Origin of the sequence: Halorubrum xinjiangense (assembly GCF_900102375.1) — an archaeon.
GTDB lineage: Archaea > Halobacteriota > Halobacteria > Halobacteriales > Haloferacaceae > Halorubrum > Halorubrum xinjiangense.
Genome location: NZ_FNBO01000001.1, coordinates 291,197 through 309,622, shown reverse-complemented (window position 1 = coordinate 309,622; position 18,426 = coordinate 291,197). Strand labels below are relative to the sequence as shown.

Below are 18,426 nucleotides of genomic sequence, written 5' to 3'. Positions count from 1 at the left end.
CCGGGCGGATCCGCGATGATCCTCTCGAACTCCCCTACGCCCCGCCGCTTCCGGGTCGCGTCCGGATCCACTCGTCGTCCCGGTACTTCTCCTCGACCAGCTCGGCGGCCCGCTCCAGTTCCGCGTCCGTCCACGATCCGTCGACATCCACGGTCGCTTCGGGCGCCGTGTCCGCCCAGTCGGAGAGCGCCGACTCGACGGTCGCCACCGCGTCGGCGCGGTCGAGATCGACCAACTCGTCCATCCCGACGACGCGCTCGCGGAACCCCTCGGGCGTCACCGGCGGGTCGGCGAAGACCCCGAGATGCCGCGCCGCGTCAACCGCGAACGTCAGCGAGCCGTGCTGGATCACCGCCTCCCGCTTGCGGTACTGCGCGTTGCCGGCGATCTTCCGGCGCCGATCGCCGTCGGCGCGCTCGCCGCCGGCCCCAGCTCCCCCGCTCGCCACCACGTCGTGCGCCGGGTGGAGTTCGCGGAGGTAACAGGCGGGGCGATACAGCTCCGGCATGGGCTCGTCGACGTAGTCGGCGTCGATTCCGAGCCGGTCGAACGCGTCGAGGACGGGCTCGCACAGGAGGTGGTAGCAGTCGAGCAGCTCACCCGGCACCGTCTCGGCGGGGACCGCGATCGAGTACGCGATGTCTCCCCGGCCGTCGTGGTAGATCCCGCCGCCGCCGGTCTGCCGGCGGGTGACGTCGATCCCCTCGCGCTCGCAGAACGCCCAGTCGACAGTCGCCGGCTCCTGGTGCCGGCCGAGGGTGAGGCAGCTCGGCTCCCACCGGTAGGTGCGGAGCGTGGCGGGGCCGCCCGCCGCGGCGGTCTCGGCGGCGACCTCGTCTAACGCCATCTGCATCGGGCCGGGGCGGGCCTCCTCGCGGATAAGCCGCCAGTCGACGGCGGGCGCGGTCATATCGCCCTCCTCGGCCGCCGCGCCGAAAGCGGTTGCGCTCGGCGCGTGGGCGGCGGAATCCGGATTTGCTATCGCGGTATCTCATTTATCAGCGGCGGCGCCCGAACGCGCGTCCCTTTTAGGAATCCCCAGAGTAAGGGCGCGTATGGTGCGAAACGTCGCCGGCGACATGGCCGACCTCGACCCCGAGGACTTCTACCTCCTCTCGGGCGTCGAGCAGGGGATGCGCTTCTCGGAGTGGGTCCGCCGCGACAAGCTCCCGGAGTACGCCGACCTGACGCGCGAGGAGGTCGACTACCGTATCGACCGCTGCCTCGACCGCGAGCTGATCGAGCGGAAGACGATCCAGTACGAGGGGTACCAGCTCACCTTCGAGGGGTACGACGCCTTGGCGCTCCGGACGTTCTCGGAGCGCGAGACGATAGACGGCGTGGGCTCGCCGCTCGGGCTCGGCAAGGAGGGCGACGTGTACGAGGCGCAGTCGTTCCGGCCGCTCGCCTTGAAGTACCACCGCGAGGGGTACACCAACTTCCGCGAGGTGAACCGCGAGCGCGAGTACACCGCCGACCGCGACCACGTCTCGTGGCTCTACACCGCGCGCAAGGCGGCCGAACGCGAGTACGAGGCGATGGAGGAGCTGTACCCCGACGTGAGCGTCCCTCGCCCGGTCGATCACAACCGTCACGCCATCGTGATGGAGAAGTTCGCGGGCGTCGAACTCTCGCGCGCGAAACTCGACCCAGAGCAGGCGGTCGGCGTTCTCGACCTGATCCTCCGCGAACTCGCGACCGCCCACGAGCTGGGCTGGATCCACGCCGACGCCTCCGAGCACAACGTCGCGGTCGCCGAGAGCGGCGTGACGATCTTCGACTGGCCGCAGGCGGTGTCCGTCGACCACGAGAACGCCCGGGAGTTCCTCGAACGCGACGTCGAGAACCTCCTGCGGTACTTCGCTCGGAAATATCCCCACGAGGTGCCCCGAGACGCCGATACCGACGGGATCGCCGCCGCTATCGCCGGCGGCTCGTTCGAGAGCGTTCGGGCGTTCGGCGCCGAATAAATTGTATAGCGCGATACGAAATCTGATCTCGGCGGCGATCCGCGTTCGGTTTCGGTCGCCGTCGTAGCGCGTCTCCGTCGGTGTACGGCGTCTCGCTCACCCCGTCCGCCTCTCGACCGCCCTTCGTCGCGGGCCGAGCGCTCGGGTACCGCCGGCGTGCGCCGAGTTTTTAGGCACGCCTAAGATTCGAAACCGCTTTAATCGTTTAGGGTGGCCTAAATCGTATGGACCCAGACGCGGACCGACTCGTCGGCACGCGACGCGACGCGATCAGATACGCGGGCGCCGTCGCCGGCGCGGGACTGCTCGCCGGGTGTAACGGGACGGAATCGGCGCCGAGCGGATCCGACTCCGACGGCGGAAACGGCTCGGCGGACGACGGCTACGGCGGAGACGAGCCGTCTGACGAGGACGCGGGTTCGGGATCGTACGCAGCCGCGATGGCCCCGGTCGGCGAGGTCACCTTCGACGCGGTGCCGGAAGACGTCATGGTGTACAGCCTGCTGTACGCCGACCTGGCGGTGGCGCTCGGCCACGGCGACTCGGTCAACTCGCTCGGCTTCGACGCCGACGCGGGCGGGAACACGCTCGACGCCTACTACGCGGCCCTCGACGGCGTCTCCTTCGACCGCGAGGGGCTCGAACAGCTCAACACCGGCTCGGGCGGCGGGATCTCCGTCGACCGCGAGCTCCTCTACGAGCTCGACTCCGACCTCCACCTCGCGGACCCGGCCCTGTTCGCCTCCTTCGACGGCTGGGACGAGGGCGACGTGGCCGAGATCCGGGACAGGGTCGGACCGTGGTTCGGGAACGTCTACAGCCGGCGGCACTCCGAGCCGCCCGAGCCGTACCGCGACGACTACGACTACTACGCACTCCCCGAGATCGGCGAGCGCGTCGCCGCCGCGTTCCGGGAGGAGGAGCGCTTCGCCGCGCTCGACGCGGTCCGCGAGGACGTAGTCGAGACGATCCGGAGCGACCTCCAGCCGGAGTCGGAGCGCCCGACGGTCGCGGCGCTCATCTACACGGACGGGACCTACTACCCCTCCCGGACCGACGAGCCGGGGTTCGCGAACGCGCACGTGCGCCCGTTCGAGGTCCCCGACGCGTTCGCCGCCGAGGAGGTCACCTACGAGACGGCCTACGACCACGAGCGGCTGCTGGAGGTCGACCCCGACGTAATCCTCCACCAGTACGGGATCGCCTCCTACTACGACGTGGGCGCGACCCGCGAGGCGCTGTCGGACCACCCCGTCGCCGGCGAGCTCTCCGCGATAGCGAACGACCACTTCTACCCCTCCGGCGACCCGGTCCAGGGACCGATCATGAACCTGTTCCAGCTGGAGATGACCGCGAAGCAGCTGTTCCCGGAGCGGTTCGGGGAGTGGCCGGGCTACGAGCACGGCGACGACTACCCCGATATCCCCGCCGAGGAGCGCCTCTTCGACCGCGACGAGGTCGCCTCGATCGTCGCCGGAGGGGCGGAATGAGCGGCGTCCCCGACCGCGACCTCGTCGTGGTCGGCTGCGGCCCGGCCGGCTGCGCCGCCGCGGTGTTCGCCGCGCGCGACGGCCTCGACGTCGCCGTCTTCGACCGCGGCCGGTCGTCGCTCGCGCGCTGCGCGCACCTGGAGAACTACCCCGGGTTCCCGGCCGGGATCGACGTGGGGACGCTCTCCGAACTCATGCGCGCGCAGGCGGAGCGGGCGGGCTGCGCGGTCGTCGAGGACCTCGTGGAGTCGGTGGAGCGCGCGGACGGTGCGCCCGGTGACGCCGGCGACCCGGACGAACCGCGGTTCGTCGTCACCCCGCAGTCGGGCGATCCGGTCGACGCCCGACGGGTGGTCGCGGCGACGCGCTACGACGGCGAGTACCTCCGCGGCCTCGACGGCGACGAGGCGATGTTCGAGGTCCACGACCACGGCGGCGAGACGCACGAACACTTCGACCGCGAGTACGCCGACCGCGACGGGACGACGCCGGTCGACGGGCTGTACGTCGCGTCCCCCTCCGAGGCCGACCGGCAGGCGGTCACGGCCGCGGGCCGCGGCGCCCGGGTCGGAAAGAAGGTCGTCGCCGACGCCCGGGTCGACGACGGCTGGTGGCCGGCGGCGGCGGAGGGGGTCGACTGGGTCCGCCGCGAGGCCGAACTCGACGGCGAGTGGGCCGACCGCGGCCGGTGGGTCGAGTGGTTCGACGCGGAGCACGCCGACGGCCCGGTCGACCCGAACTCGGCGCGGTTCGCGCGCGTCCGCGAGGCCGCGGTCGACGACGCGCTGTCGGCGTACGTCGACGCGGACGAGGAGACGGCCCGCGCCGCGGCCGGTCACCGCGCGCTCGCCGAGCGCCTCGACCCCGACGCGGTCGTCGACGCGCACGGGGCCGACGTGCTGCTCGACGCGATGGACGACGAGGCGGTCGCGGCGTACGCGGGCGAGGAGGGGCTGGACGCACCGCAAGCCGACGGGGGTACGCGATGACCGGCGAGCGACCGGCGACCGACGGGGGGTCGGTGACCGGCGACGAGGGCCGGGCGGTCGGCGGCGAGTCCGCCGCGCGGCGACCGGCCGAGGGGGGCCGGCTCGGGTGGCTGTTCGAGCCGCGGCTGCTGACCGTCGCCGCGGGGAGCCTCGTCCTGGTCGTCGCCGCCGGGCTCGTCCAGGTGAGCTTCGGGGCGTACTCGATGACCGTCAGACAGGCGTGGCGGGCCGTCCTCGACCCCGCCGTCCTGCTCGACCCGCGGTGGTTCCTCAACTTCCTCCTCGGCGAGGAGCTGATGCGGGCGGTCACGGGGTTTCGGGGCGAGCTGCCCGAGCTCGCGCGCGAGACGCTCGTCGTCTGGAACATCCGGCTGCCGCGGGTGCTCGTCGGCGTCGTCGTCGGCACCAACCTCGCCGTCTCCGGCGCCATCTTCCAGGCGGTGACGCGGAACGAGCTCGCGAGCCCGTTCATCCTCGGCGTCTCCTCCGGCGCCGGGCTGATGATCCTGCTCACGCTCGTCGTGTTCGGCGGCCTCTCGGCGTTCCTGCCGCTCATCGCGGCGCTCGGCGGATCGGTCGCGTTCCTGATCGTCTACGCCATCGCGTGGAAGAACGGGACGAGCCCCGTGCGGCTCGTGCTCGCGGGAGTCATCGTCGGGACCGTCTTCACCAGCCTCCAGACTGGGCTGTTCTTCTTCGCCGACGACATCGGCGTCGTCCAGTCGGCGATCCAGTGGACGACGGGGTCGCTGACCGGGACCGACTGGGAGCAGGTCCGGATGGCGCTCCCGTGGACGCTCGTCGCGGTGGCGCTGTCGCTCGCGGGCTCCCGGCAGCTGAACCTCCTCCTCTTGGGCGAGCAGACGGCGAAGTCGCTGGGGATGTCGATAGAGCGGGTGCGGTTCGCGCTCTCGGGCGTCGCCGTGCTGGCCGCCGCCGCCAGCATCGCGGTGGCGGGGATCGTGAGCTTCGTGGGGCTCATCGTCCCGCACGTCGTCCGGAACCTCGTCGGCAGCGACTACAAGCGGGTGATCGTCGGCTGCCTGTTCGTCGGCCCGGCGCTGATGGTCGGCGCCGACGTCGGGGCGCGCCTCGGGATGAGCGTCCTGACCGGCGCGGACTCGCAGGTCCCGGTGGGGATCGTCACCGGGCTCGTCGGCGGGCCGTACTTCCTGTACCTGATGCGGCGACAGCAGAACATGGGTGACCTCTGAATGTCCATCGAACGCGCGAACGCGACGGAGTCGGACGGATCGAGCGGCGCGAACGAACCGGCGGAACCGAGCGAGTCGCGCGCGGCGACCGACGCGAGCGACCTCGACGCGAAGGATCTCGTGTTGAGCTACCCGACGGCCCCGGAACCCGTGATCGACGGCGAGTCGATCGCGGCCGAGCCGGGCGCGGTGACGGCGCTCGTCGGGCCGAACGGCTCCGGCAAGAGCACTCTCCTGAAGGGGCTCGCGAACCAGATCGACCCCGAGGACGGCTCGGTGCTGCTCGACGGGAGCGACGTCCACTCGATGGACACGAAGGCGCTCGCGAAGCGGCTCGGCCTGCTCTCCCAGGAGAGCACGTCGCCCGACAGCATCACGGTCGAGGACCTCGTGTACCACGGCCGCTACCCGCACCGCGGGTTCTTCGAGCGGACGACCGCCGAGGACGCCAAGGCGGTCGAGCGCGCCATCGACCTGGCGGGCTGCGGTCACCTGCGCGACCGCGAGGTCGGCAGCCTCAGCGGCGGGCAAAAGCAGCTGGCGTGGATCGCGATGGTCCTCGCGCAGGACACCGACGTCCTCCTCTTAGACGAGCCGACGACGTTCCTCGATTTACACCACCAGATGGAGGTGATGGAGATCATCGAGACGCTCCGCGACGAGAGCGAGGTCACCGTCGTCGTCGTCCTCCACGACATCGAGCAGGCCGCGCGGCTTGCCGACCGCGTGATCGCGCTCACGGACGGCGAGGTCCGTGCCCGCGGCCCGCCCGAGGCGGTCGTCACCGAGGAGCTGCTCTCCGAGGTGTTCCGCGTCGACGCCGACGTGGTTCAGACCGAGGACGGCCCGCGCGTCACGCCGATCCGCGCGCGACACGAGAAGTAGCCTGCTCGGCGTCTCGAACCGCTGCGCCCGACTATTTTAGGTCGGCCTAAAGATCGGAACGGTTAAATTGATTTAGGCTAGCCTAAAAATATGCCCAACGTCGACGAGACCTCGACGGAACCGACCCGCAGAACTTTCGCGAAGTACGGCGGTACGGTCGCGCTCGGCGGCCTGCTCGCCGGCTGTACGGGCGGCGACGCGGAGTCAGACCCGGCCGGGGACGACGGGAGTGAGAACGGGTCGACGGACGGCGACTCGGATGACTCCTCGACGGACGACGCCGGAGAGGGCTACACCGCGTCCATCTCGCCGACCGGCGAGGTGACGTTTGAGTCGCCGCCCGAGACGGTGTTCACGCGCCTGACTCACCACGCGGACATGGCGTTCGCGCTGGGGCGGAGCGACGGGATCACCGCGATGCACGCGCCGGACTACTACGACGGCCTCTGGAACCAGTTCGTCGCGCGGCTCCCGGGCGTCTCGCTCGACTGGTCGGGGCTCTACTCATCGTGGGAGCCGGACAAGGAGACGCTGTACGAGCTGGACAGCGACGTCCACCTCGCGGACCCGGCGTGGGTGACGCGGCTGGAGGGGTGGGACCGCGAGGACGTCGACGAGGTCGCCGAGCGCGTCTCGCCGTGGTTCGGCAACTCCCTCTCCGACCGCCACCAGGAGCCCGCCGAGGAGTGGGCGGACGGCTACCAGTACTACGGCCTGTGGGAGCAGTTCGAGATCGTCGCCGAGGCGTTCCGCGAGCGCGAGCGCTACGAGGCGCTCGCCGCGGTCCGCGAGGAGCTCCTCGCGACGGTCGAAGCGGGGCTCCCGCCGGAGGAGGAGCGCCCGACCGCGATCATGGTCGCGGCCGCCGACATCGAGCAGATCTACGCGTACACCCTGAGCAACCCCGGCTTCCTCACGGCGCACACGCGCCCGCTCGGGCCGCGCGACGCCTTCGAGGGGAGCGTCGAGTCCGGCACGGTCGTCGACTTCGAGACGATCCTGGAGGCCGACCCCGACGTCATCCTCTACCTCGGCGGCTTCGAGCCGGAGACGGACATGGCCGGCCGCCGGACCGCCTTCGAGGAGGACCCCGTCGGCTCGGAGGTCACGGCGGTGAAAAACGACCGGATCCACCCGCAGGGCGCCCGGTATCAGGGGCCGGTCCTCAACCTCTTCCAGCTGGAGATGACCGCGAAGCAGCTCTACCCCGACGCCTTCGGCGAGTGGCCCCGCTACGAGGAGGGCCCGTACCCGGAGATCCCGGAAGGCAAGCGGCTGTTCGACCGTGGTCGCGTCGCGGACGCCATCAACGGGGACCTGTAGATGCGCGCCCGCGAGTGGGCCGTCGCGGCGACCTACGGCGACCCGACCGACTACGACGTCCCGGCGCTGCCGACCTGGCGCGTCGAGCGCGGGGAGGCCGGCGAGATAGCGTTCGCGGCGACCGACCGAGATGAGCCGTTCATCACGGCCGAGCGGCCGGTACGGGTGCGTCGGTGACCGGCGCCTCTCCGACCGGTCGGCCGCCGGGACCGAGCGCGACGCGCGACCGAAGCCCCTAGGTCGTCGCGCCCCTGCCGGCGGGTATGAACTCGACCGAGACGCCGACCGACCGGCGCCGCCGGAACCGACGGGTGATCGACCGATGACCGAGGAGACGACCGGGACGCGCGGGGACTCGACCGCTCCGAGAACCGGGGCACCCGCCGCGCGCGACGCCGTCGTCGTCGGCGGCGGGGTCGCCGGCCTCTCGGCGGCCGTCTACACCGCCCGACAGGGCCTCGACACGCTCGTCGTCGACCCCGGCGGCTCGATCCTTCGCCGGAACGCACGCTTAGAGAACTTCCCCGGCTTCCCGCTCGGCGTCGATGCGCGCCGCCTGTTGGACCTGCTCGGCGAGCAGGCCGAGACCGCCGGCGCGGACCGCCTCGACGCCCGCGTCACGCGGGTCTCGCCGGTCGATGTGGATGAAGAAAAATCCGGGGACGACGCCCCCGGCGGCGCCCGCTTCGTCGTCGCGACCGACGGCGACGACCGGATCCGCGCGCGACACGTCGTCGCCGCGACGAAGAACGAGGTGGGCTACCTGGAGGATCTCGACGGCGTCGAGATCGTCGACCGCGGGAAGGCGTACGTCGACGCCGACGAGCGCGGCCGGACCGGCGTCGACGGCCTGTACGCCGCGGGGCGGCTCGCCCGCAAACCGCATCAGGCGGCGGTGTGCGCGGGCCACGGCGCCGAGGTCGCCGTGACGCTGCTGGAGGAGTCCGACGAACCGTTCTACCACGACTGGGTCGCGCCCGAGGGGTACTTCACCGACCGCGACCGCGAGGTGCCGCCCGGCTGCGAGGAGATCGACACCGCGAAGCGCCGCGAGCGCGAGGCGGCCGCGCTCGACGCGACCCGCGACCGGTTCGCGGAGCCACACCCGGACCCGCAGGAGACGCACCCGAGTCTGGAGGAGTGACGGCCGCCGCTCCGCTCGGCGGTCCGCTCGGCGGTCCGCTCGGCCAGCCTACTCCTCGTCGGGCTCGATCCGGACGAGGTCGGCCTCGACGTCCTCGACGAACGCGCCCTGCCCCCCGACGGTGACCTCGCCGTCGTCGGTCTCGACGACGAGCGAGTGCTCGACCGGGAACTCGTTGTTCGTCGGCTCCACCATCCCCTGTCTCGTCTCGACGACGCGGCCGACGACCTCGGCCGGCTCGTCGTCGTCGGTCCACCGACCGCCGACGGTCACCCGCGGCGGGTCGCCGGCGCGGAGCCGCAGGGTGGCCTGGAGGACGGTGTGCCTGAAGTCGGTGTACTCGGCCGGGAGCGGCGCCGGGTCGGCGACGGCGAGCTCGGTCGCGGCGGGCCAGTAGTTCCCGAGGAAGGAGCCGACGATCACGGGCGCGAGCTGCTCTTGCGCGAAGGCGATCGCCTGTCGGTCGGTGGTCGCCCGGCGGAGGAGCTCCGGCGGGGAGACGACGCCGGCCGCGGAATCGACGGTGAGCAGCGTCGGCATCGCCTCGCTCCAGGTGCGGACGACGTTCGCGACGCCCGCCAGCCCGGGGTCCTCCGCGTCGAGTTCCGCGGCCGCGTCGGAGACAACGAGGAGGACCAAGACGCCGCGGTCGACTGCGTCGACGAGCGCCTCTCGCACCTCGGGGAGCTGCTTCGCGGTGATCGACAGTGCCACCTCGGACTCGGCGTCCGCGAGCAGCGAGCGGATCCGCTTGATGACGGTGGCCCGTGATTTGATCACCTCGAACTGCTCGGCGTGGCGCTCCACGCGGGAGTACCGCTCCGCCAGCCCGGGCCGCATCGCGTCCACGTCGGACCGGAGCCGGTCTATCACCTCGTCGGGCGGGTTCGCGCGGATCGTCGTCGGCACGACGTGGTCGTTCACCTCGACGAAGCCGCGCTCCTCGAGCGACTCGCTCACGCTGTAGACGTACCGCTTCGAGACGCCCGCCGCGTCGGCGACGGTGCTCGCCTTCGCCTCGCCGTGTTCCAGCAGACTGAGATAGGTGTCGACCTCCTTGTCCGAGAGCCCGAAGCGACGGAGGAGGTCGGTCAGCGTCCGGTCGTCCATACGCACGACTCTGCCGAGCGACACTTATAAGGGTCGGTCCGGACCGTCCGGCCGGCGCCGGCGGCGCGTCGGCGTTCCCGCGGGCGCCCTCCGCGGCCCGGGGGCGGTCAGCGGAGGACCGCGACCGCGTCGACCTCGATTCTGATCTCGCCGTCGCTCGCGTCGTCATCGTCGCTCGCGCTGCTCGCTCCGATTCCCGCTTCGTCGCCCCCGAACAGATCGGTCTCGATACCGTCGGGCACGGCGACGGTCGCCGGCGCCTCGGCGAAGTTGGCAACGACGAGGAGCGGGTCGCGGTCGGCGTCGCCGCCGTCGGCCGCCTCGTCTGTCGACGGCGTCCGCTCGTAGGCGACCACGCGCTCGGCGTCGCCCTCGACGACGCGGGCCTCGGCCGCGCGCCCGTCGAACGACACCTCCCCGTCGCGGAGGAGCGGTTCGACCTCGCGCAGCGCGGCCAGCCGGCGGTGGAATTCGGTGAGGTCGTTGTCGCCGTCGTGCCACCGGATCGGGCCGCGGTACGTCTCGTTGCCGCGCTCCTGCCCGGCGTAGATCATCGGGGCGCCCGGCAGCGTGAACGTCACGGCCGCGGCCGCGCGGAGCGCCGCCCGGCCGTACTCCGCGAGGTAGCGGTCCTCGTCGTGGTTCTCGACGTAGCGCATCTGCGCGCCGGGGTCGTCGAATCCGAGCCACTCGCCGCGCGCGAGCGCGGCCTCGACCGCGTCGGCCGGCTCCTCGCCCGCGCCGATTGCGCGGAGCGTCTCGTACAGTGAGGTGTCGTAGTGGCGGTGGAACTCGCCCTCGCCGTAGAAGGGGTCGTGCGGGAGCGTCTCGTCGAGGAGGAGGCAGTCGTCGGGGACGCGGTCGGCGACCTCCTTCCAGAAGCCGTGCGGGACGCCCCACGCCACGTCGGCGCGGAAGCCGTTGACGACGGCCGCCCACTCGTCGACGATGTCGAGCAGCCACTCGCGGACCGCCGGGCTGTCGTAGTTGAGGTTCGGGATGCGCCCCCACTCGAAGTAGTAGTCGGGCGCCGCGCCGCCGTCGAGTTCGGCCCAGTCGATCCCGGTCACGTCGGCGCTCGCGTCGGTCCGCCGGTAGTGATCCGCGTACGCGTCGACGCCGGCCGAGTGGAGTTGGAAGGCGGGGTGGTCGCGGGAGGTGTGGTTGATCACCAGATCGAAGACCACCCGGATCCCGGCCTCGTGGCAGGCGTCGACGAGGGACTCGAACGACTCCCGAGAGCCGAGGTCCGCGGCGGTGTCGTCGTAGTCGGTGACATGGTAGCCGTGGTCGGTCGGCGACGCGAGGACGGGAGTGAGCCAGAGCGCGTCGACGCCGAGGTGGTCGAGGTACTCGACCCGGCGCTCGATCTCGCGGAACGTCGTCGGCAGCGTGTCGCCCGCGAACGACCGCACGAATACCTCGTAGATCGTCGGCGACGCGGCCCAGTCGGGTGTCGGGTTCGGGTCGGTGACCGCGACCGACTCGCCGGGTTCAGTTCCGTCCGTCTCGCTCTCGTCCGCCTCGATCCACACCGTCTCCGCGGCCCCGTACCGCTCGCCGTGCGGGACCGCGTGGATCCGGACCGAGTCCGGGAGGTCGTCGAGTGAGATCGAGAGCGTCCGGCCGTCCGCGCGCGACTCGATCGCCGCAATCGACTCCGGGTCGGCGTCTCGGTCGTCGACGAGGAACGTCGCGCCGAGTGCGTCCGGATCGCCCCCGCGCTCGACGTCGTCGACGGCGGGCGCGGGCTCGACCGCGGCGGTCAGGCGGAGGGTGTCGCTCGCGCCGGACTCGTCGGCCTCCACGACCGTCGCGTCGAGCGAGAGCCGCGGCCGGCCGGGGCCGGGGACCTCGCACTCCCCGTGGAACGCCGCCGAGCGGTCGCCGTCGGGGACGAGGCCGAAGCCGTGCCTCCCGGGCGGGACGCGTACCGACGCGACCCACTCGTCGCCGTCGCGCTCGGCCCGGTCGAGCGCGAGCCGGTTCTCGTTGTGGGGCCACAGGAGGGAGACACGGTCGACCTCCCCGTCCTCGGCGGCGAGGTCGTCGACCGGCACGCGGATCTCCGCCTCGCGGCGCTCGTCGGGGAAGACGCGCACGCGCTGGCGGTGGGTCCCGTCGGGCGCGTCGAGCGCGAGGACGTAGGTCCCGGGCGCGTCCGGGTCGAGGTGGACGACCGGGGCGTCGTCGCGGCTCGTCTCGCCCGCGCGCAGCACCGCGGCCGGGCGGTCGGGCGCAGTCGCGTCCGCCGCCGAGCCGCCGGCGCGGATCGCCGTCGCCGAACTCGGCGGCCCGGTCGCGTCCGGATCCGGGCCGTCTCCGGCGTTGAGAACGCTGTCGGCGGGGGCGTCGCGGACGGTCCAGCGGTAGGTCCCGTCGGAGTCGGGAGACCGCGGCGCCAGCTCGACGGGCTCGCCGACGCTCGTCGTTCGCGGGGGGCCGGGTTCGTGCACGCCCCGTCTCTCGTCGCGCCGCGGTTTGAGGGTTTCCGTTCGCTAAACGAGTGAACAATAATTACACCAAAGCTTCATACCGAGCGGCGGCGTGTGTTCGCGTAATGCAGCTCCGCGACGCGCTCGACGACTACAAGCGCCACGCCGGCGACGGGACGCGCTTCCCCGGCGAGCGGCGCACCGTCTCCGGCCGATTCTCGGGCGGCGGCGGTCGGCTCGTCCACGTCGGCGACGACGGCGAACTCCGCGACTTCGGCTACCCGCTCTCCGGCCGGACCGGGCTCGTTCGGTCCCGGATCGGGCTCGCCGTCGGCGACGAGGTCACGTGGCTCGACGAGGCCGACACGACCCAGCGGTACGTCGGCGACACCGCGCTCGTCGAGACGGTCCACGAGACGCCACGAGCGACGGTGACCCGCCACGACGCCACGCTCGGCGACGCGCACGTCACCCGGGCGTCGGTCGAGTTCGGCGAGGACGCGCCGGGTGAGGGGGCCGAAGTCGCCGACGGTGCGGACGTCGACGACGAAGCCGCCCTCGACCCCGCGGACGCCTCGCTCGTCGTCTACGCCCGCTTCGCGCCCGACGGCCGCGACGACCGGGTGGGACAGCTCCGGTACGACGACGCCGTCGAGGTGTACCACGCCGACGAGCACGACTTCCTCGCGAGCGCGACCGGCTTCGCGGACCTCCGCGGCCAGCTCCCGGCGACGTTCCCCGAACTGCTCGACGACGACCCGACGGACCTCCCGCGCGACCGCGACGGCGACCGCTACGAGGAGGAGCGCCTCTCCGGCGAGGTGATCGCCGACGTCCCCTTCGCCGAGGGGGTCGCGACCGTCGCGACACTCCTGACGGACCAGGCGGAGACCGACCGCGAGGCGGCCCGCGAGCGGCTCGACGCGCTCTTTGCCGACCTCGATAGCGTCGACGCGCTCGCGGACGCGGCCGCCGCCGCGCTCCCCGCGGTGCCTGAGTCGGCGCCCGCCCGCGAGTCGGTCGTCGCCGACCTGCGCGTCCTCTCCCTGCTCGCCGCCCCTTCCGGGCTCCGGATCGCGGGGCCGGACTTCGACCCCTACTACGAGCACTCCGGCGGCTACGGCTACACGTGGTTCCGCGACGACGCGGAGATATCCGGGTTCCTGCTCGGCGCCGCCGACGCCGTCGGCGTCGACCTCGACGACTGGCACGCCCGCTCCGCGCGGATGTACGTCGCCACGCAGCGCCCCGACGGCTCGTGGCCCCACCGGGTGTGGCCACGGAACGGCGCGCTCGCGCCCGGCTGGGCGAACGCTCGCATCGAGGACGGGCCGGACGTCGACTACCAGGCCGACCAGACCGGCAGCGTCGTCGCGTACCTCTCCGAGGCGCGCGCGGCCGGTGTCGACGTCGACGGCCTCGACGCCACTCTGGTCGCCGCGCTCGCGGGCCTTGACCGGACGCTCGAACCGGACGGCCGCCCCGTCGTCTGTCAGAACGCGTGGGAGGACTCCGCCGGCCGGTTCACGCACACCGCCGCGACGTTCTTAGAGGCGTACAGCGAGCTCGGCCGCCACGGCGAGGGGCTCGCCGTCGACGCGCTCGACGACCCCGACGCCGTGCCCGGCGCCGCGTCGCTGCCCGAGGACCTCGCCGCGCACGCCCGCGACAGGGCCCGCGAGGTGTACGACGCGCTCGATGACCTCTGGGTGCCGGAGCGCGGCTGCTACGCCGTCTGCGAGACGCTCGACGGTGGGATCGACGACCGGCTCGACTCCGCGACGCTGGCGCTCGCGGCCGCGCACCGCTCGTTCGACGCGCTCGGCGCAGTCGACGACGAGCGCCTCGACCGGCTGGTCTCGCACGTCGAGACCGTGGTCGACGGCCTCTCCCACGAGAGCGACGACATCGCCGGGTTGATCCGCTACGAGGGCGACGGGTGGCGGCGGGCTGACCAGCTCTCCGAGAAGGTGTGGACCGTCTCGACCGCGTGGGGCGCGAACGCCTGTGCGGAGCTCGCGGCGCTGCTCGCGGCCCACGACGACCCGCGCGCCGCCAAGATGACGGCCCGCGCCCGCGACCTGTTCGCGCACGTCTCGCCCGGCGGCTCCCTCTGCGAGCCGACAACGTACCTCCCCGAGCAGTTCTTCGACGACGGGACGCCCGACAGCGCAACTCCGCTCGGCTGGCCGCACGCGATCCGACTGGCGACGGTCGCCCTCCTTGACGAGGAACTGCCGCAGTTCGCCGACCGCGCCGCCGCGGACGACGACTGACTGGACCTCGGCAACTATTTATAAGCGACCAGTTGCTGTCGGCGCGTGCCTCCGAGCGGTCGCCGAAGGCGGCCGCGAGGAGCACGCGCGAGGGAGTCGGCTGACCGGAGCGAAGCGGAGGGAGGCCGACGAGGTTGGGGAGGCGTGAGGCTGCGGTGCGGTCGCGGTCGGGTGGGACTCAAAGGGGCAGCCGGGAGGAGGCCGTAGGCGACGCAAGCACCGCACCGAGGGAGCGAACGGAGTGAGCGACTGAGTGAGGAGCGCAGCGAGCGTACGGCCTCCTCCCGGCTGGGGCTTTGGAGGTATTCTCCGCCGCGTCACTGGTAGCAGCTTATAAATAACCGCCAAAACCACGGTAACACCTCTCTTATCGCCAGTCGTCGCGGGAGACGCAGTCGGACTCGCGGACCGTGATCCACCGGGTGGTCCGCTCGTCCGGGTCGACGTCCGGTTCGAAGAACGTCACCTCGCCGCCGTCGTCGCCGTCGGTCCGTTTACAGACGAGCGCTGGCGACTCGTCGCGGACACGTGCGGATGACGTGGACGTGGACATACGTCACGCTTCGCGTCCGATCGGATAATAACTGTTGGTTTCGGACGCGAGAAAACACACACTACAGTGGTAGTTAACGTCTAACCGGCACGCTGCGCTCAGCGACGAACCGGCACGCCGCGCTCGTCGAGGTACGCCTTCGTCTCCTCGATGGAGTAGTCGCCGAAGTGGAAGATGGAGGCCGCGAGACCGGCGTCGGCGTTCGCCTCGGTAAACACGTCATACATGTCTTCTGGGCCGCCACACCCCGACGACGCGATGAGCGGCGTCGAGACGGCCTCGCCGACCGCCTTCATCAGCGGAATGTCGTACCCGTCCTTCGTCCCGTCCTTGTCGATGGAGTTGACGAACAGCTCGCCGGCGCCGCGCTCCTCGGCCTCCTTCGCCCACGAGACGGCGTCGATGCCGGTGCCCTCGCGGCCGCCCTTCTTGGTGCACTCGAACCACACCGTCTCGCCGTCGTCGTCCTCGTAGAAGTGGTCGCCCTCCTCGTCGTACCGGCGCCGCGCGTCGACGGAGATGACGATGCACTGGCTGCCGAACGCGGCCGCGCCCTCCTCGATCAGCTCCGGGCGCTCTAAGGCGCCGGTCGTGATCGACACTTTGTCCGCGCCCGCCCGGAGCGTCTCCTTGATGTCGGCCTTGGTGCGGATGCCGCCGCCGACCGTCAGCGGGATGAAACACTCGTCGGCGACCGCGTTGACCACGTCGAGCATCGTCTCGCGGCCGTCGGCGCTGGCGGTGATATCGAGGAAGACGAACTCGTCGGCGCCCGCCTCGTTGTACTTCTTCGCCAGTTCGACGGGGTCGCCCGTGTACTCTAAGTTCTCGAAGTTGACGCCGGTATACACCGCGGCGTCGCCGTCGTCGTCGAGGTCGACGTCGATACAGGGGATGATACGCTTCGTGAGTCCCATTCGTTGGCGGAGCGTTGGCCGCGGCCCCGGTTAAAACGCCCGGGGCTCACTCGGCGTCGCCGTCGGCCTCGTTGGCAGCTCCGGTCTCGGCGCCCTCGCCGCGGTCCGCTTCGCTCCCGGCTTCGCGGTCCGCCTCCGCCCGCCGGTCGTACTTCGCGACGGCGCGGTCCGCCCGCGTCGAGATGCCGTTCGGGTTCCGCGCCGGGCTTCGGTCCCGCCGCCGGGCGACGATTCCGTCCGAGGTCCCGCCGGTGAGCCCCACCATCACGTCGCGTCCGGTCGCGGCCCAGCGCGAGGGCGTCGACTCGCCGCGGACCACGTCCTTCGCCGCGGCGAGGGCGTCGCCAACCGCGTGCGACCCCGTTCGGAGGAGGACGGTCGGCCGCACGCCGTAGTTCTTCAGCAGCCGGTAGGCGAGCCCGCGGTACTTCCAGCCCCACTCGTGGGCGCTGCGCCCGCCGTCCGCGGCCGTCGGGGTCGGGAGCTCCTTCCGCGCGGCCATCGCCGGCCGCCACGCAACCTCGCGGTCCATGCGCGCGAGCCGGTGGGCGGCGTCGCGCGCGCCGCCCACCCGGAGGTACTCGTCGAAGCCGTCGAGGTCCCGGAGGGCGTCCCGCCGGAACGCGACGTTGCCGCTTTCGAAGTAGGTGACATCGCAGCCCGCGATCTGACTGCGTTCCGGCTCGCTCTCTTTCCCCTCCGCCGTCTGGCTCTCCTCAGCTTCCGCCGTCTCGATCTCCTCCCCCTCCGCCGTCTTGCCCTCCTCAGCTTCCGGCGTCTGGCTCTCTTCCCCCTCGTCCGTCTCGCTCGGCGGGATCGGTGTCACCGGTCCCGAGACGACGGGCGCCGCGTCGAGGCCGTCGGCGACCGCGTCGCGCCACCCGGGCTCGATCCGGTTGTCGTAGTCGACCAGCGCGACCGCGTCGCCCGTCGCCACCTCGACGCCGGCGTTGCGCGCGACGTTCACCGTGCGATCGGAGATCTCGACCAGCACGTCGACGTCGTCGCGGTCGCGCACCATGCCGGTCGTGCCGTCGGCCGAGGGGCCGTTGACGACGATTACCTCGGCGTCGGGCGCATTGGCCGCCAGCGCGTCGAGGCAGGCGGCCAACCGGTCCCGACCGTTGAGCGTCGGGACGACGACCGAGAGGTCCATACGAGCCGCTATCGGGGCGAGGAGGTAAAAAGGACTGCGTGTGCGTTCGACCGGCGAAGCCGAGCCGACGCCGCGTCGACTGCGACCGGCGAAGCCGGGTCGGCTGCCGTTTAAACGGTCAGGTAGTAGACCTGCTTGCGCGCGTCCTTGAAGCTGTACCGCGAGTCGACGAGGCCCTCCTCCTCGAGGCGGTTGAGCGCGTAGCGGACGGTGCGGTCGGGCAGCAGGGACTCGTCGGCGAGGCCGCCCTGCGAGAGGGGGGCGTCCCCCTCCAGTACCTTCGCGACGAGCTTCGCGCTCGGGGGCAGCTCGCGCAGGCGGTCGCGGTACTCGGTCTCCGACAGGCGGTCCTGGTCAGCGGTCTCCGCGGGACTGGTACTCATGTCTCACACGAATTCCGTGAGTAGTGGTAAAGGTTGGCTACATATAGGGGAATCTGCCTGTGATAATATAATGTGTTAATATCACTTCTCGGTCGGGTATCATTGACGATCTATCAGGCATGTTTTCCCACGCGAGGCCCTACCACCGCGCGTGATACCGGAGTCCCACGTCGACATCCTCGAAGCCGAGTCGTACGCGCACTTCGCGACCGTCGGACCGGACGGGCTCCCCCACGTCACCCCGGTGTGGGTCGACCACGAGGACCGCGAGTACGTCCTCGTTAACACCGTCCGCGGGCGCCGCAAAGAGCGGAACGTCCGAAACAACCCGAAGGTCGGCGTCAGCGTGCTCGACCCCGACGACCCGTATCGCTACGTCTCCGTCCGCGGCGAGGCCGAACTCACGGAGGCGGGCGCACGCGAGCACATCGACGAGCTCGCCCGCCGGTACTTCGGCGTCGACGAGTACCCGCACCACGACGAGGAGGAGGGCGCGCGGGTGATCGTCAGAATACCCGCCGAGACCGTCGCCACCAGCGGGTGAGAGGCGGCTGCCGCCCGACCGCTTCCGGCTGCTCGCA

At 71.6% G+C, this 18,426-nt stretch carries 17 protein-coding genes; 10 read left to right on the top strand and 7 right to left on the bottom strand.

Features of this window, described 5'->3' with window-relative positions; genetic code table 11:
* Nucleotides 1–34 precede the first annotated feature (34 nt).
* Nucleotides 35–910, bottom strand: a complete 876-nt coding sequence (locus F3H13_RS01470) for a lipoate--protein ligase family protein (RefSeq protein ID WP_149797296.1) — start codon at nucleotides 908–910, stop codon at nucleotides 35–37.
* 145 nt (nucleotides 911–1,055) lie between these two features.
* Between F3H13_RS01470 and F3H13_RS01465 the strand changes: the two genes are divergently transcribed.
* From F3H13_RS01465 to F3H13_RS01435, 8 genes are all read left to right on the top strand, one after another.
* Nucleotides 1,056–1,970 carry a serine/threonine-protein kinase RIO2 gene (locus tag F3H13_RS01465; RefSeq protein ID WP_149797295.1) on the top strand — a complete coding sequence of 305 codons (915 nt, stop codon included), beginning with the start codon at nucleotides 1,056–1,058 and terminating at the stop codon, nucleotides 1,968–1,970.
* Between the two features lie 224 nt (nucleotides 1,971–2,194).
* Nucleotides 2,195–3,460 carry an ABC transporter substrate-binding protein gene (locus tag F3H13_RS01460; RefSeq protein WP_149797294.1) on the top strand — a complete coding sequence of 422 codons (1,266 nt, stop codon included), beginning with the start codon at nucleotides 2,195–2,197 and terminating at the stop codon, nucleotides 3,458–3,460.
* Complete coding sequence (locus F3H13_RS01455) at nucleotides 3,457–4,449, top strand: FAD-dependent oxidoreductase (RefSeq protein WP_149797293.1); 993 nt, start codon at nucleotides 3,457–3,459, stop codon at nucleotides 4,447–4,449. The genes F3H13_RS01460 and F3H13_RS01455 overlap by 4 nt, the downstream gene beginning before the upstream one ends.
* Nucleotides 4,446–5,663 (top strand): FecCD family ABC transporter permease, encoded by a 1,218-nt coding sequence (locus F3H13_RS01450; protein ID WP_149797292.1) that lies wholly within the window; start codon nucleotides 4,446–4,448, stop codon nucleotides 5,661–5,663. Before F3H13_RS01455 ends, F3H13_RS01450 begins: the two co-directional genes overlap by 4 nt.
* Nucleotides 5,664–6,548, top strand: a complete 885-nt coding sequence (locus tag F3H13_RS01445; RefSeq protein ID WP_149797291.1) for an ABC transporter ATP-binding protein — start codon at nucleotides 5,664–5,666, stop codon at nucleotides 6,546–6,548.
* Nucleotides 6,549–6,638: 90 nt separating this feature from the next.
* Nucleotides 6,639–7,871, top strand: a complete 1,233-nt coding sequence (locus tag F3H13_RS01440; protein WP_149797290.1) for an ABC transporter substrate-binding protein — start codon at nucleotides 6,639–6,641, stop codon at nucleotides 7,869–7,871.
* The gene (locus F3H13_RS16040) at nucleotides 7,872–8,048 is read left to right on the top strand and encodes a hypothetical protein (RefSeq protein ID WP_188127969.1); all 177 of its coding nucleotides are present in this window, start codon (nucleotides 7,872–7,874) and stop codon (nucleotides 8,046–8,048) included.
* Between the two features lie 145 nt (nucleotides 8,049–8,193).
* The gene (locus F3H13_RS01435) at nucleotides 8,194–9,015 is read left to right on the top strand and encodes an FAD-binding protein (RefSeq protein WP_149797289.1); all 822 of its coding nucleotides are present in this window, start codon (nucleotides 8,194–8,196) and stop codon (nucleotides 9,013–9,015) included.
* Between the two features lie 48 nt (nucleotides 9,016–9,063).
* Here F3H13_RS01435 and F3H13_RS01430 read toward each other — a convergent pair whose 3' ends face one another.
* Together F3H13_RS01430 and F3H13_RS01425 are read right to left on the bottom strand one after the other, a co-directional pair.
* On the bottom strand, nucleotides 9,064–10,125 hold the full coding sequence (locus F3H13_RS01430; RefSeq protein WP_149797288.1) for a TrmB family transcriptional regulator: 1,062 nt from the start codon (nucleotides 10,123–10,125) through the stop codon (nucleotides 9,064–9,066).
* Between the two features lie 107 nt (nucleotides 10,126–10,232).
* Nucleotides 10,233–12,581, bottom strand: coding sequence for an alpha-amylase family glycosyl hydrolase (locus tag F3H13_RS01425; protein WP_149797287.1), 2,349 nt, complete (start codon nucleotides 12,579–12,581; stop codon nucleotides 10,233–10,235).
* 104 nt (nucleotides 12,582–12,685) lie between these two features.
* On the opposite strand from F3H13_RS01425, the gene F3H13_RS01420 reads away from it, so the two are divergent.
* A complete protein-coding gene (locus F3H13_RS01420) occupies nucleotides 12,686–14,836 on the top strand; it encodes a glycoside hydrolase family 15 protein (protein ID WP_149797286.1) in 2,151 nt (716 codons plus the stop codon).
* Nucleotides 14,837–15,203: 367 nt separating this feature from the next.
* On the opposite strand, the gene F3H13_RS01415 is transcribed toward F3H13_RS01420, so the two are convergent.
* The 4 genes from F3H13_RS01415 to F3H13_RS01400 form a co-directional block, all read right to left on the bottom strand.
* Entirely contained in the window at nucleotides 15,204–15,389 is a 186-nt protein-coding gene (locus F3H13_RS01415; protein WP_149797285.1) for a DUF7511 domain-containing protein, read from the bottom strand.
* 98 nt (nucleotides 15,390–15,487) lie between these two features.
* On the bottom strand, nucleotides 15,488–16,306 hold the full coding sequence (hisF, locus tag F3H13_RS01410; RefSeq protein WP_149797284.1) for an imidazole glycerol phosphate synthase subunit HisF: 819 nt from the start codon (nucleotides 16,304–16,306) through the stop codon (nucleotides 15,488–15,490).
* 46 nt (nucleotides 16,307–16,352) lie between these two features.
* The gene (locus F3H13_RS01405; protein ID WP_149797283.1) at nucleotides 16,353–17,462 is read right to left on the bottom strand and encodes a glycosyltransferase; all 1,110 of its coding nucleotides are present in this window, start codon (nucleotides 17,460–17,462) and stop codon (nucleotides 16,353–16,355) included.
* 110 nt (nucleotides 17,463–17,572) lie between these two features.
* Complete coding sequence (locus F3H13_RS01400; protein ID WP_149797282.1) at nucleotides 17,573–17,845, bottom strand: MarR family transcriptional regulator; 273 nt, start codon at nucleotides 17,843–17,845, stop codon at nucleotides 17,573–17,575.
* A gap of 151 nt (nucleotides 17,846–17,996) precedes the next feature.
* On the opposite strand from F3H13_RS01400, the gene F3H13_RS01395 reads away from it, so the two are divergent.
* Nucleotides 17,997–18,389, top strand: a complete 393-nt coding sequence (locus F3H13_RS01395) for a PPOX class F420-dependent oxidoreductase (RefSeq protein WP_149797281.1) — start codon at nucleotides 17,997–17,999, stop codon at nucleotides 18,387–18,389.
* Nucleotides 18,390–18,426 lie beyond the last annotated feature (37 nt).